This window comes from Cognatilysobacter bugurensis, from assembly GCF_014652095.1.
GTDB lineage: Bacteria > Pseudomonadota > Gammaproteobacteria > Xanthomonadales > Xanthomonadaceae > Cognatilysobacter > Cognatilysobacter bugurensis.
In genome coordinates this window covers 182,443-195,979 of record NZ_BMYD01000003.1, presented here as the reverse complement: position 1 = coordinate 195,979, position 13,537 = coordinate 182,443, and the positions used below count along the sequence as shown (strand labels likewise).

Sequence of the window (13,537 nt, the reverse complement as noted above, 5' to 3'; positions counted from 1 at the left end):
GCCATGCCGATCACGACTCAGCGGGACACTCGCGGTATTAGCTCGGGGTTATAGGCCAGGCGCCACGGCTTCGAACAACGACGCCAAAAAGCACACGGCCGCATCTGCGGCCGTGTGGATCGCCATCAATCGAGTCGTAGTCCTGCGGCGAGCGTCAGAACCCGCAGAAGCAATGCGACAGCGCGGTCACCGGAGTGCCGGCGCGGCGTTCGCGCAGGGTGCGCTCGAGGAACGCGAGGTCGTCGGCGGCCTGCGGCAGCATGCGCATGACGAGGCCGCGGGCGAGGTCGGAATCGCGCAACCAGGCCTGGCCCACGCGCGTTTCCGCGAAGCCTGCGAAGAAGCGCTCGAATGGCGTTGCGGGCTTTTCGACGTAATGCACGCGCCACGCGTCGGCCTTGCCGAGCTTTGCGCGCGCCGCGGCGTGGTCCACCGCCGCCTGCAGGCCGCCGAGTTCGTCGACGAGGCCGCGTTCGAGCGCCTGCGCGCCGCTCCACACGCGTCCACGCGCGACGGCGTCGACCTGGGCGATGTCGCGGCCGCGGGCCTCGGCGACCTTGCCGGTGAAATCGCGATAACCCTTGTTGATGACCGCCTGGATCACCGCGCCGACCGCGGGATCGAGCGGACGCGTGATGTCGAACGCGCCGGCGATGCCGGTGGTGCTGACGCCGTCGGCGTGCACGCCGAGCTTGTCGAGCGCGCGCGGGATCGTCGGAATCAGGCCGAAAATGCCGATCGAGCCGGTAATCGTCGACGGATCGGCGTAGATGCGGTCGGCGTTCATGCTGATCCAGTAGCCGCCCGACGCGGCCAGATCGCCCATCGAGACGACGACCGGCTTACCGGCGGCCTTGAGCGCGACGACCTCGCGGCGGATCTGTTCGGACGCGAACACCTCACCACCGGGTGAATCCACACGCAACACGACGGTCTTGACGTTCTCGTCGTCGAGCGCGTCGCGCAGCAGCGCGGCGGTGGACTCGCCGCCGATCGTGCCCGGCGGCTGCTCGCCGCCGGTGATCGAGCCCTCGGCGACGACCACGGCCACTTGCGGACGCAGGTCGGGCGCGGTCACGGCGCGATCGAGATGCGCGAGGTAGCCGTCGAACGACACCTGGCGGAAGCCGCTGTCCTCGTCGAGGTCCGCGATGCCGCGCTCGGCAAGCAATTCGTTGACTTCGTTGCGGGTCTTCAGCCCGTCCACGAGCTTGTGCTGCAGCGCGTACTGGGCGAGGTCACCGTTCGCGGCCTGCACCTCAGCCGGCAGCGACTGCACGCGCGCCGCGAGCCACTGCGGATCGAGCTTGCGCGCCTTCGCGACGTCGGTCAGGTAGCGCTGCCACACGTCGTTCATCCAGTACAGGTCGGCCTGCTTGGCTTCGGCCGATGCCGAATCGAGCACGTACGGCTCGGCGGCGGACTTGAACTCGCCGACCTTGAACAGGTGCATGTCGACGCCGAGCTTGTCCTCGAGCGCCTCGCGGTAATACAGGCGATAGCGCGACAGCCCTTCGAGCAGCATGCCGCCCATCGGATCCAGATAGACCTCGTTCGCCTGCGCGGCGAGCAGGTACTGCTTCTGGTCCATCATTTCCGAGAACGCGACAACCGGCTTGCCGGCCGCACGCACGCGCGCGACCGCGTTCGCGACTTCGCGCAGCGAGGCCATGCCGTCGGCCTGCAGGCCGTCGAGGTCGAGCACGACGCGTTCGATGCGCTTGTCGGTGCGCGCCGCGTCGAGCGCGCGGACGAGATCGCGCAGCTGCACCTCGCCGGTGTTCTCGCCGAGCGTGCGGTTGAGCGCGCGCGTGGCCGGGTCGAGGCTGTACTGCTCGACGAGCCGGCCTTCGGGCGCGAGCACGAGCGTCGTGCGATCGAGCAGCGGCTCGGCGCGGTCGCCCGCACCGATCGCGGCGATCACGAGCACGAGCAGCAGCAGGAACAGCAGGTTGAAGACGAGGCGACGGGTGAAGTTCACCGTGTCCCACAGGCCGACGAAGAACCGCGCGACCGGGCCGCGGCGACGAACATCATTCATTTCTAGAGACTCCTACAGACGTGCGCAGCGTACCGGCCATGCACGGGTCGGTCACCCGCCATTGGTCACCGCTGAATGTGCTGCAGGGCGCGGTTCAGCGCGCGCAAGGCGGGCGTTCAGGCGCGCCGGCTCGCTGGAGCGGATCAGCCGCGTGCCGAGCAGCACCGCGGCGACGCTGAGGCCGGCAATGAGGCCCAGCCACATGCCTTTCGGCCCCCAGCCCAAACCGAGGCCGAGCCCGGCGCCGAGCGGCATGCCGATCGCCCAGTACGCGATCGCCGCCAGCCCCATCGGCACGCGGGTGTCCTGCAGCCCGCGCAGCGCGCCGGCGGACAGCACCTGCACGCCGTCGGGGAACTGGAACGCCGCCGCATACAGCAGCAGCGACGCGGCGAGCGCGGCCACCGCGGCGTCGCGGGTGTAGACCGCGACGAGCGCGTCGTTGAACACCAGCATCGCCGTGCCCGAGAGCAACTGCGTGCCGATGACGATCGCCAGGCCCGCCGCCGCCGCGCGACGCACGCCGGCCACGTCGGCGCGACCGAGCGCATGGCCGACGCGCACGGTCGTCGCCTCGGCGAGCCCCATCGGCACCATGAAGCTCAGCGTCGCGACATTGAGCGCGATCTGGTGCGCCGCGGCCGGCACGTCGCCGAGCCGGCCGATCAGCAGCGCCGTGACGATGAACAGGCTGCCCTCCATGAGCACGGTCACGCCGATCGGGAGCCCGGTCGCGAGCAGGCCGCGGATCGCGGGCCAGTTCGGCGCATCGAACCGCTCGAACAGGTTGAGATCATCGAGCCGCCGCGCGTGCCGCAACACGAGCGCAAAGCCGATCGCCTGCACCCACAGCATCGCCGCCGATGCAATGCCGAGGCCGCCCGCACCGAGCTCGGGCAGCCCGAAGCGGCCGAATGTGAGCACGGTGCCCAGCGGCAGCAACACGAGCAGGCCGGCAGCGCTCACGAGCATCGTCGGCAGCGTCCAGTGCACGCCTTCAGCGAGATAACGCATGCAATAGAACAGCGTCAGCGCGGGCACGCCCCAGCGAATGCCGTGGAGGAATGCGGTGGCGCCCGGAATGATTTCCGGTGCGATGCCCATCGGCGCGAGTGCGTGCACGACAAACGTGAGGAACGCGAACAGCACGACGCCGAGCGCGAAGGCAAGCCACAGCGCCTGCCTGAACAGCGCACCGACCTCGCCGCGCCGGCCCGAGCCGTCAAGCTGCGAGACCGACGGCGGCAGCGCCATCAGCGTGCCCATCGGCACCACGACCGGCAGCCAGAACAGCGCGGTGCCGACTGCGACCGCGGCGAGCGTCTGAGTGCCGTGGTGGCCTGCGATCACGTTGTCGACGAAGCTGATGAGCCCGGTCGCAACGTGCCCGGCCACGAGCGGCGCGGCGAGCGTGCCGGTGGTGCGGATCTCAGCTCGCAGGCTGCGGGCGGGTACGTCGACGGACATGGCGGGCACGCGGCAGCGGGACGCGCATCTTAGCGAGCGCGTGCGGGCGCGACCGCGTCGACGCCGGGCGGGCGGCGTGCTGCAATGCGCGCTGCCGTCGCTGGGATGGGGATCGCCATGCACGCCGCCGAATTGCCCGCCGCCTGCGAGAACTGCCGCACGACACTTCACGGCGCGTACTGCCACGCCTGCGGCCAGCACGCCGCGAATCCGCTGCGCAGCTTCCACCACGCGGTCGAGGACGTCTTCGAATCGTTCTGGCACCTCGACGGGCGCGTGTTCCGCACCCTGCGCGAGCTGTTCGTGCCAGGTCGCGTCGCCTGCCACTACCTCGACGGCCAGCGCGCGCGGTACGTGCCGCCGCTGCGCTTGTTCGTGGTGCTCACTGTGCTGACGTTTTTCATCGGCCAGCTCGCGGTCGGCCTGGGCGGACGCGAACGCCCGGACGAGGCTCAGACGCGCGCGGCGCCGACGGCGGCTGCCAGCGCGGGCGTGAAAACGCAGTTTCCGCAGTTCGACGCTGCGCGCAGCGTGGCCGATGTGCAGCGCGTGCTCGCGGAGGAGCTCGCCGACCTGCGCGCCGCGCGCGAGACGGTCGCGTATGTGCCGGGCGGGCGCCAGGGTTTCGACGTGATCGAGCAGCAATTGCGCGCGACCGCGCGTGAGCGCATCGAGGCCCTTGGCGGGGACACGGCCCAGGCAGATGCCCTCGTAGCGCGCGCCGCTGCACCGCGGTTGGCGACCGCCGATGCCCCATCGTCGCCCGCGTCGGCGAATCGTGCGATCGATGCCGGTAACGACACCGCGACCAAGCCCGTTGCCGGAAACACGGGGCGTTCCGACGTGTCCGCCTTCGCGCGAGCGCTGACGGGCGGCCAGTTGCAGAACCCCGACCGCCCCTGGCACGAACACGACAACCCCCTGGCCGTCGGCTGGTTGCCGGCGTTCGCGAACCAGTGGCTCAACCGTCGTCTGGCGAACGCCGAGCGCAATGTTGCGCGCATCGACGAAAGCGGCGGCTTGGCGATGGCGAGCCTTGCACTCGCGTCCGTGCCGTCCGCGCTGTTCGTGCTGGTGCCGGTGTTCGCCTTGTTGCTGCGGCTGATCTACGTCGGCTCGGCACGCGGCTACCTCGAACATCTCGTGGTGGCGCTCTACAGCCACGCGTTCATGCTGATCGTGCTGCTCGCCGGGTTCTTGCTCGCGATCGCAAACGCGCTGCTGCCGGGCACCGCTGTCGACCAGACGATCGACGTCCTGCACGGCGCGCTGTGGCTGTCGGTGCCCGCATACCTGCTCGTGATGCAAAAACGCGTGTATCAGCAGCGCTGGCTCGTCACCGCAGGCAAATACCTGCTGCTCGGCGGCGCGTACTTCATGCTCGTGCTCGCCGCGGTCATCTACACCATGTTCGCCGGGCTCACGAGCGGCGGCTGAGGAGCTTGCATGCTGATCTACGAAGTCAATGTCGACGTCGACGCCGAGATCCACGCGGCGTACTTGGCCTGGCTGAGGCCGCACATCGACGAAATCCTCGCACTGCCGGGCTTCACCGGCGCGCAGATGTTCGAAGTGACCGAGCCCGCGCCGTCCGAAGGGCAGCGCTCGTTGTGCGTGCAGTACCGGCTCGTGGATGCGGCCGCGCTCGATGCCTACCTGCGCGAGCACGCGCCGCGTCTGCGTGCGGACGGCGTCGCCCGCTTTGGAACGCGGTTCCGTGCGCAGCGGCGCGTCATGCAAACGCTCGAGCGCTAGGCCATCGCGCACGTTGCCGATGGGGCCGCGCGCGGCCGACCGGCGATTGGCTCAGCGCTGCAGCCGCGCGTACAGCCACGCGTCGCGCTGCGCGGCCGACGTCGAGACCAGTTCGCGGCGCAGCCCGCTACGCTCGTGCGGCGGCGTGCGCTGGACCAGCATCGCCAGGTCCATGCGCTGCAGCGGCGTCATCGCGCGCAGCGTGCGCAGCAGCGGCGCGTGCTCGTCCTCGGGCACCTGTGCGAGCAGCGGCTGCAGCCGTACGTAGTCGGCGCCCAGCGTGGGGCCGAGCCGCCAGCCGCGGTGCAGCGTGCCGTCGAGCGCATCGAACCGCGCGCGCAAGGCCTCGCGCTGCGCGGGCTCGATCGCGCCAAACGCCGCGCGCGCCTGCGTCAGAAGAGCCCGCTCGTCCGGCGGCAGCGCCTGCCAGGCGGCGTAACGTTCGCGGCGCGCGGCGCGTGTGGCCGCTGGCAAGGCCTCCCACGCGGCCACGCGCTCCGCATGCGCGGCCCGCTCGGACGCACTCCAGCGGCGCAGGGTCTCGACCCGCTGCTCGAGGCGCGCGCGCTCGACGGGCGGCAGCAGCGGCAGCACGCGCTTGAATGACGACAGCGTCGGCGCGGCGTTCGCGATCGCGGCGGTGGCCAGCGACACCGCGAGCAACGCCCCGACGGCGCGGCCGAACCGACGTCGGTCAGAGCCCATCGAACGTCTCCAATGCAGCCTCGGGCATCACCGGCGCAAGCGCCGGCGCGGTCGACTCGAGTTCGGGCACCGCCGTCGGGCCCGGCGCCCCGGCCGCGAGCCAGGCGTAGAACTCCAGATCGTCCAGCCAGGGGGCTGCGTTTGCGTCGACCAGCAGCGCGAAGTCGCGATGCACGATAAGGCCGTCCGCCGCGTCGTAGCGCGCTGCCGGCGCGCTTTCGGGCAGCGGCGTGAAGTGCGCGCCGCGATCGTCGGTCTTCTGCGGGAAGAACGTGGCGGCAAATGCGACGACGCAGCCCGCAAGCAGCGTCCACAGCACCGCGAGCAGCCGCCGCGGGCGTTCGGGCGCGGGCTCGGCAGCCTCCTCGGCGCGCGTCTCGGGCGCGTGCTGCCGCGCCGGCTCGGGCGCGGCGAGGCGCGTGTCGACCTCGGCGTGCAGCGCAGGGGCGTTGTCGCCCGCTGCGTCGAGCGCGTGCCGCAGCGCGAGCCGGAACGTGTTCGCGCTGACGCCGAGCGCCTGCGCGGCCGTGGCGTCGTCGAGGCCGCCGGCCCAGCGCAGCAGCAGCGCGGCGCGTGGGCCGGGCGCGAGCGCATGCCAGCCGGACGAATGCGTGGCCTGCTCGCGCATCGGCGTCGCGGCGAGCAGCGCAGACCAGAAGCTCTGCGGCCACTGTGCAAGCGGACGATCGGCCGCGTCGAGCGCGAACACGCGCGTCGCCTCGGCAAGCACCTGATTGCCGGCATCAGCGTCACCGGCCTGAAGTTCGGCCAGCACGCGGGCCCGACGTTCGACGCCGTGCACGAACGCGGTGAGCGCGGAGGACGGCCCGGTGCGGGCGACTCGCGCAGGTGCAACGGACATCGATCGACCCCTTGGCAGCGCCGCGCATGATAGCGGGCGCGGCCGCAGCGCCGGTCGTGACGCCGGGTTGACTTTTCCGCGGGGAGCACCCGCAAAACCGCCCTTGCCGGCTCAACCATGAAGGCGTTGTGCACAGCGCCCAAAACCACACTCATCACATGCCCTTCACTGTCAAGGGTTCATGTCGATCTCATGTCGCTACAAGCTAACCCATTGATCCTTATGGTCTTTATGCGCATGGCACTTTTTTGACCAACGCGGGCGAAAGCCCGGAATGAGTGTGTGTCGACGGATCTGCCAACGCCCCATGCACAGTGTTATCCACAGGCTGTGTGGATAAACCAGAAAACGCTTTACGAACGCTGACTTGCGGTTTTTTTGTGACGGCGGCCGCAACAACGGCGCCCATCTAAGCGCGACCGTGCAGCCGCCGGGGCCGGGCTAGACTGGGCCATGTCCACGCCGTCACCCCCCGTCTGGACCGTTGCACTCCCGGTGCCGTTGCCGCGGCGGTTCGACTATCGACCGCCCGATGGCGAAGAAGCAGGCGTCGACGCGATCGGGTGCCGCGTCCGCGTGCCGTTCGGACGGCGCGAACTGGTCGGCCTCGTGGTCGGCTCCGGTGCACCGGAGCTCGCACCCGACGCGATCAAGCCGGTAATCGCGCGGCTCGACGAGACGCCGCTGCTGCGCGGCGAACTGCTCGAGTCGCTGCACTGGCTCGCGCGCTACCTGCACGCGCCGCTCGGCGAGGTGCTCGCGACCGCACTGCCGACGCTGCTTCGGCACGGCGAGCCGGTGCCCGACACCCGCGCGTTCGGCTGGCGACTCACCGCGACCGGCCGCGAAGCGCGCTGGCGCCCGGGCCGGCCGCAACGGCTCGCCGCGCGCCTTGGCGCCGACACCGTCGCCGAGACCGAACTCGATGCGTGGATGGACGGCTGGCGCGACGCCGCGCGCACGTTGGCCGGGCGCGAGCTGGCCGAGCGCGTCGAAGTCGACGCCAGCGATACCGCGCCGCTTCCGCTGCCCGGCCCGGAATTGCACGACGAGCAGCAGGCGGCGGTCGATGCCGTGCTCGAGGTGCGCGATCGCTTTGCCACGCTGCTGCTGGACGGCGTGACCGGCAGCGGCAAGACCGAGGTCTACCTCGCGGCGATCGCCGACTGTCTGGCCCGCGGCCGGCAGGCGCTCGTGCTGGTGCCCGAGATCGGGCTGACCCCGCAGACGCTCGCGCGGTTCCGCGCGCGGCTCGGCGTGCCCGTGCATGTGCTGCATTCGGGCCTGTCCGACGGGGAGCGCGCCCGCACCTGGGCCGCCTGCGCGCGAGGCGAGGCGCGGGTGATCGTCGGCACCCGCTCGGCCGTGTTCCTGCCTCTGCCGCAGGCGGGCCTCGTCGTCGTCGACGAGGAGCACGACGGCAGCTACAAACAGCTCGACGGGCTGCGCTACCACGCGCGCGATTTCGCGCTCGTGCGCGCGAAGGCGCTCGGCGTGCCGGTCGTGCTCGGCAGCGCGACGCCGTCGCTGGAATCGCTGCACAACGCGCAGCTCGGCCGCTACGCACACCTGCGCCTGAGCCACCGTGCCGGCGCCGCACGCACGCCGCGCGTGCGCGTGCTCGACATCCGCAAGCGCGCTCTGCACGCGGGGCTGTCGAACGAACTGCTCGACGCCATCGACGCGACGCTGCAGGCCGAAGGTCAGGCGCTCGTGTTCAAGAACCGCCGCGGCTACGCGCCCGTGCTGCTGTGCCACGACTGCGGCTGGACCGCCGACTGCGCGCGCTGCAGCACGCCCGAGCGCGGCAGCCCGATGACCGTGCATGCGCACGGCCGGCGCCTGCAGTGCCACCACTGCGGCGTGCGCCGACCGGCGCCTCCAGCCTGCCCCGACTGCGGCGGTCTCGCACTGCAGCCGCAGGGCGCGGGCACCGAGCGCATCGAGGAGCTGCTCACCGAGCGTTTTCCCGAGGTGCCGGTGCTGCGAATCGACCGCGGCACCACCCAGCGCCGCGACGCGCTCGAGCACCACCTGGCAAAGTTCGGCGACGCTCCGGGTGTCCTCGTCGGCACCCAGATGCTCGCGAAGGGACACGACCTGCCCAACCTTACGCTGGTCGCGGTGGTCGGCATCGACGAGGGCCTGTTCAGCGCGGACTTCCGTGCGCCCGAGAAGCTCGCGCAGCTGCTGATCCAGGTCGCCGGGCGCGCCGGACGCGCGCGGCGGCCGGGCGAGGTCGTGCTGCAGACCCATCACCCGGGCCACCCGCTGCTGCATGTGCTGCTCGAAGGCGGCTACCCCGCATTTGCGCAGGCCGAGCTCGTGCAGCGCGAAGCGGCGGGGTTTCCTCCGTTCGCCCGGCTGGCCCTGCTGCGCGCCGAAGCGCAGCGCATCGAGCACGCCGATGCGTTCCTGCGCGTCGCCTCCGGGCTCCTCGACGGGTTCGACGTGCAGCGCTTCGGCCCGCTGCCGGCGCCGCTGCCGCGCCGCGCGGGCTACCAGCGCCTGCAGCTGCTCGTGTCGGCGGCCGACCGCCCGGCGCTGCATGCCGCGCTCGCGTTTGCGGTGCCGGCGCTGTACGACGCGCCCGAGGCGCGCCGCGTGCGCTGGTCGCTCGATGTCGACCCGGTCGACCTGTATTGATGCAGGCCGTGACGTGCGTCGCCAATCGGGGCATTGCGCGCGCTGAGCCTGTCTGCGTGCCCAACACCTGCAGGCGAGCTAACGCTTTTTGGATGCCGAACGCGGTTGAATGGGGGACGGCCGCCACACGCGGCCGCGAAGGCCGGCCGAGCCGGCGCGACAGTCAGACGGAATCCGATCGGATGTGGAGCAAGACCTGGGGCCTGTGGTTGTGTCTGGCGGTTGCCGGTTGCGGCAGCGCCGACCGCGCGCCGCCGGTGACATTCGCAAACGAATCCGACGGCACGGCCGAACCGGTCGTCGACCCCGCCCCGCAGGCGGCTCCGGTCGACGTCATGACGAGCACGCACTGGCCCGACGCGCGCCTTGAAGGCGGCACCGCGCGCATCACCTGCAGCTTCGACTACGAGGCCGACGGCGAAGGCGAGCCGCTGGAATCGCTGACGTTCTTCGCGCTCGTCGATGCGCTTTCGCCCTGCCGCGAGACCGGCCGCGTACGAGTGCGCTACGAAGGCAAGATCGGCGCGGGCTTCACCGCGCTCGTGCAGCGCGTCGCGGCGATGGCCGACCGGATGGAGATCCAGTCGCGCGTGCTCGACATCTCCTCGACCGGTGGGCACGTCGAAGAGGCGATCCGCGCCGGCGACGTCATGGCCGACACGCGCTGGGACATCTGGGTGCGCGAGGACGCGATCTGCCACAGCGCCTGCGTGCTCGTGCTCGCTGGCGGCGACACCCGCTCGGTCAAGGGCAAGGTCGGCATCCATCGCCTGTTCCGCGACCGATCGCGCGCGAACTCGCGCGCCGAACTGCGCGCCGAGCTCAAGCAGGTGCACGGCGACGTGACCGAATACCTCGAGCGCAACGGCGGCGCCGCCGCGCTTGCCGATCTCATGATGACGGTGCCCAACCGCGACCTGCGCCTGCTGACGTCGGAGGAGCTCACGCTCTTTGGCCTCGCCGGCGTGAACGCGGCGCAGGCCGACCTCGATCGCATCCTCGTGATGCGCCGCTGCGGCAAGCCGTTCGTGCAGCGCCGCGACGCATTCGCGTATGCGTTCGAGAACCAGTGCCTCAAGGACCCCGGCGACGGCTTCGAGGAGCAGCGCATGTGCGGACTGGCGCTGCGCAAGCAGTTCGGCTTCCCCGATGCCACGTGTCCGAACGACGGCCCGCTCGCCGACCTCATGGAACCGGACGGCGACTTACGTCTGGCCCGTAAGGACGACGAAAAACGCGACGCGCCGCCGCCATCTGCGACCACGTCCGGCTCGACCGTTCGCAGCCGCTGACGGCGTCTGTCGCGAGCGCGTTCGACACAGAACCGCGGCCCGCTCGCGGCAGCCACGAGAGCCGCCTGCGCGCTCTGTGATCAAGGACCCCATACGCAAACGGCCCGGAGAACCCGGGCCGTTTGAACACCGCAGCGACGCGCCTCAGGCCGTGAACAGGCCGCGCATCTTCTTGAGCGCGTTCGCCTCGATCTGGCGAATGCGCTCGGCCGACACGCCGTACTCGTCGGCCAACTCCTGCAGGGTGACCTTCGAGTCGCCGTCGAGCCAGCGACGCTTGACGATGTCGCGCGAGCGCTCGTCGAGGTTCGCCAGGCCGGCGCGCAGCACCTGCAGCTGGCTCTCTTCCTCGTCCTCGCGCTCGTAGGCCTGCGAGGGGTCTTCCTCGGCGGCGCGCAGGTACGCGGCCGGCGACGGCGGCGCGTGGTCGTCGTCCGCGTCGTCGGGCATGTCGAAGCCGATGTCGCGGCCCGACAGGCGCGACTCCATCTCCATGACCTCGCGCTCGGACACGTTGAGGTCACGTGCGACCGCGCTGACCTCCTCGGCGTTCATCCAGCCCAGGCGCGTCTTGCTGCGGCGCAGGTTGAAGAACAGCTTGCGCTGCGCCTTGGTCGTGGCGACCTTCACGATGCGCCAGTTCTTGAGGATGAACTCGTGCATCTCCGCACGGATCCAGTGCACGGCAAAGCTCACCAGACGCACGCCCTGGTCGGGGTCGAAGCGCTTGACGGCCTTCATGAGGCCGATGTTGCCTTCCTGCACCAGATCGCCCATCGGCAGCCCGTAGCCGTTGTAGCCGCGGGCGACGTGCACGACGAAGCGCAGGTGCGAATGCACGAGCTCGCGGGCGGCATCGAGGTCGTTCTCGTCGCGGTAGCGGCGCGCAAGCGCCTGCTCGTCATCGACGCTGAGCACCGGGATGCGGTGCACGGCGTTGATGTACGCGTCGAGCGAACCAAGCGACGACAGCCCCGTCAGGGCCGGCACGGGCAGGTTGTTCGCGATCAGAGCTGTGGCGGTCTGGGTCATGGGCATGATTTTAGCAGTCGCAACATACGACTGCTAAATGAGGTGAGAGATCCCGAAGTGTTGCGTTCATGGAACGATGCCGCGCCCCTTCGCCGACAGTATGTGGAAGCGAACGTGGCCACCGGGTCAACTCGGCCGTAACAGCAATGGGGATGGCGCCGCGGTCGCGCAAGGGCGTCATGCATCGAGCTCGGCACGTGGCGGCAGGCGCCAGTCGATCGGCGCCTGGCCGGTGCGGGCGAGGTACTCGTTCGTCGTCGAGAAATGTCCGCAGCCGATGAAACCGCGGTGCGCCGACAGCGGCGAGGGATGCGGCGCCTTGAGTACGCGGTGGCTGCGCGGGTCGATCACCTTGCCCTTGGCCTGCGCGTAGCTGCCCCACAGCAGGAACACGAGGTTTTCGCGCTCGGCGTTGAGCACCTCGACGACGCGGTCGGTGAAGCCTTCCCAGCCGCGACCCTGGTGCGCGCCCGCGCGGGCGGCCTCGACAGTCAACACCGCGTTGAGCAGCAGCACGCCCTGCCGCGCCCACGGCAGCAGGCAGCCGTGGTCGGGGCGCGGCAGGCCGAGGTCGCGTTCGAGTTCCTTGAAGATGTTCACCAGCGACGGCGGCACGTCGATGCCCGTACGCACCGAGAACGCCAGCCCGTGCGCCTGGCCGGGGCCGTGGTACGGGTCCTGGCCGAGGATCACCACGCGCGTGCGCTCGAACGGGCAGGCATCGAACGCGGCAAAGATGTCCGGTCCGCGCGGATAGACCGTGGCGCCGGCCGCCTTGCGCTCGCGCAGGAACGCGGCGAGCGCGCGCATGTCATCGCGCTCGAACCAGTCGCCGACGCGCGCCTTCCACGAGGGCTCGAGCTGGACGCGCTCCGCGTTAGCCACGGCTCAGGGCGCGGCGGGCGCGTCGAACAAACGCGCGAGCCGCAGCTGGAACAGGGTCTTGGTGATCAGCAGGCGCTCCTCGATGGGCTTGAGCACCAGATCGTTCGCGCCCGCGCGCAGCAGCCCACTCTGGTTGTCGGGGTTCGCGTCGCCGGTCATCACCAGCACCGGCAGGCGGCGCTTGCCGTAGCCGAAGTCGCCGCGCAGCCGGTCGAGCAGGTCGTGCCCGCTGAGCTCGCCCTTGAGGTAGACGTCGGTGAGCACGAGGTCGGCGCCCGGGTCTTCGCCGTCGCGGTGCGCCTCCAGGTGCACGAGCGCTTCTTCGACACCGACGAAATGCAGCACCTGCAGGCCGTGGCGCTCGAGCATGCGCTTGGTCGCGAGCGCGACCACGCGGCTGTCCTCGACGTACAGCACGCGCGCACCCGGCATCGACTGCGGCTGCACGTAGCCGCGGATGAATGCGGCGAGCGGCCCGAAGCCGAGGCTCTTGTCGAAGTAGTCGGTGACGTCTTCGGTGAAGCGGCGCGCCTCGAGGTGCGACTGTGCCTCGGCAGACACCACGATCACCGGCACGTACGCCTGCCCAGCGGTTTCGCGCACGGTGCGCGCGAGCGCGATGCCGTCGCCGTCGGGCAATGCGAGCGAGGTGGTGACGAGGTCGACCGGTCCGGCGGCGAGCGCGGCGCGCGCATCGGCGATGCCCGCGCACGGCACGACGACCGCGTTCGCGAGTTCCTGCACGAGCACGTCGCCGATGAGCTTGCGCACGAGCTTGGAGCCATCGACGACCATGATGCGCGGGGCGTCGCTCGCGAGGTGGCGCAGGTCGGTCGGGCCGGTCGTCATGGG

The 13,537-nt window shown here is 70.7% G+C and carries 11 protein-coding genes; 4 read left to right on the top strand and 7 right to left on the bottom strand.

Features of this window, described 5'->3' with window-relative positions; genetic code table 11:
- Nucleotides 1-154: 154 nt before the first annotated feature.
- Together sppA and IE075_RS10305 are read right to left on the bottom strand one after the other, a co-directional pair.
- The gene (gene sppA / locus IE075_RS10310; protein WP_189456195.1) at nucleotides 155-2,041 is read right to left on the bottom strand and encodes a signal peptide peptidase SppA; all 1,887 of its coding nucleotides are present in this window, start codon (nucleotides 2,039-2,041) and stop codon (nucleotides 155-157) included.
- 51 nt (nucleotides 2,042-2,092) lie between these two features.
- A complete protein-coding gene (locus IE075_RS10305; protein ID WP_189456194.1) occupies nucleotides 2,093-3,508 on the bottom strand; it encodes an MATE family efflux transporter in 1,416 nt (471 codons plus the stop codon).
- 117 nt (nucleotides 3,509-3,625) lie between these two features.
- Between IE075_RS10305 and IE075_RS10300 the strand changes: the two genes are divergently transcribed.
- Together IE075_RS10300 and IE075_RS10295 are read left to right on the top strand one after the other, a co-directional pair.
- Entirely contained in the window at nucleotides 3,626-4,945 is a 1,320-nt protein-coding gene (locus tag IE075_RS10300) for a DUF3667 domain-containing protein (protein ID WP_189456192.1), read from the top strand.
- Nucleotides 4,946-4,954: 9 nt separating this feature from the next.
- Nucleotides 4,955-5,263, top strand: a complete 309-nt coding sequence (locus IE075_RS10295; protein ID WP_189456190.1) for a DUF4286 family protein — start codon at nucleotides 4,955-4,957, stop codon at nucleotides 5,261-5,263.
- A 51-nt stretch (nucleotides 5,264-5,314) separates the two neighbouring features.
- Here IE075_RS10295 and IE075_RS10290 read toward each other — a convergent pair whose 3' ends face one another.
- Both IE075_RS10290 and IE075_RS10285 read right to left on the bottom strand, forming a co-directional pair.
- Nucleotides 5,315-5,968, bottom strand: a complete 654-nt coding sequence (locus IE075_RS10290) for a DUF3106 domain-containing protein (protein WP_189456188.1) — start codon at nucleotides 5,966-5,968, stop codon at nucleotides 5,315-5,317.
- Nucleotides 5,958-6,830 carry a hypothetical protein gene (locus IE075_RS10285; RefSeq protein ID WP_189456185.1) on the bottom strand — a complete coding sequence of 291 codons (873 nt, stop codon included), beginning with the start codon at nucleotides 6,828-6,830 and terminating at the stop codon, nucleotides 5,958-5,960. The genes IE075_RS10290 and IE075_RS10285 overlap by 11 nt, the downstream gene beginning before the upstream one ends.
- Before the next feature lie 453 nt (nucleotides 6,831-7,283).
- On the opposite strand from IE075_RS10285, the gene IE075_RS10280 reads away from it, so the two are divergent.
- Together IE075_RS10280 and IE075_RS10275 are read left to right on the top strand one after the other, a co-directional pair.
- Nucleotides 7,284-9,476: a primosomal protein N' gene (locus IE075_RS10280; protein ID WP_189456183.1), complete on the top strand. Its 2,193-nt coding sequence runs from the start codon at nucleotides 7,284-7,286 to the stop codon at nucleotides 9,474-9,476.
- Nucleotides 9,477-9,658: 182 nt separating this feature from the next.
- Nucleotides 9,659-10,768 carry a COG3904 family protein gene (locus IE075_RS10275; protein WP_189456181.1) on the top strand — a complete coding sequence of 370 codons (1,110 nt, stop codon included), beginning with the start codon at nucleotides 9,659-9,661 and terminating at the stop codon, nucleotides 10,766-10,768.
- Between the two features lie 144 nt (nucleotides 10,769-10,912).
- Here the strand turns inward: IE075_RS10275 and rpoH are convergent, their stop codons facing one another.
- From rpoH to IE075_RS10260, 3 genes are all read right to left on the bottom strand, one after another.
- Nucleotides 10,913-11,800 (bottom strand): RNA polymerase sigma factor RpoH, encoded by an 888-nt coding sequence (gene rpoH / locus IE075_RS10270; RefSeq protein ID WP_189456178.1) that lies wholly within the window; start codon nucleotides 11,798-11,800, stop codon nucleotides 10,913-10,915.
- Between the two features lie 177 nt (nucleotides 11,801-11,977).
- Nucleotides 11,978-12,685, bottom strand: coding sequence for a uracil-DNA glycosylase (gene ung / locus IE075_RS10265; RefSeq protein ID WP_189456176.1), 708 nt, complete (start codon nucleotides 12,683-12,685; stop codon nucleotides 11,978-11,980).
- 3 nt (nucleotides 12,686-12,688) lie between these two features.
- Nucleotides 12,689-13,534 carry a response regulator gene (locus IE075_RS10260; RefSeq protein ID WP_189456174.1) on the bottom strand — a complete coding sequence of 282 codons (846 nt, stop codon included), beginning with the start codon at nucleotides 13,532-13,534 and terminating at the stop codon, nucleotides 12,689-12,691.
- Nucleotides 13,535-13,537: the final 3 nt, after the last annotated feature.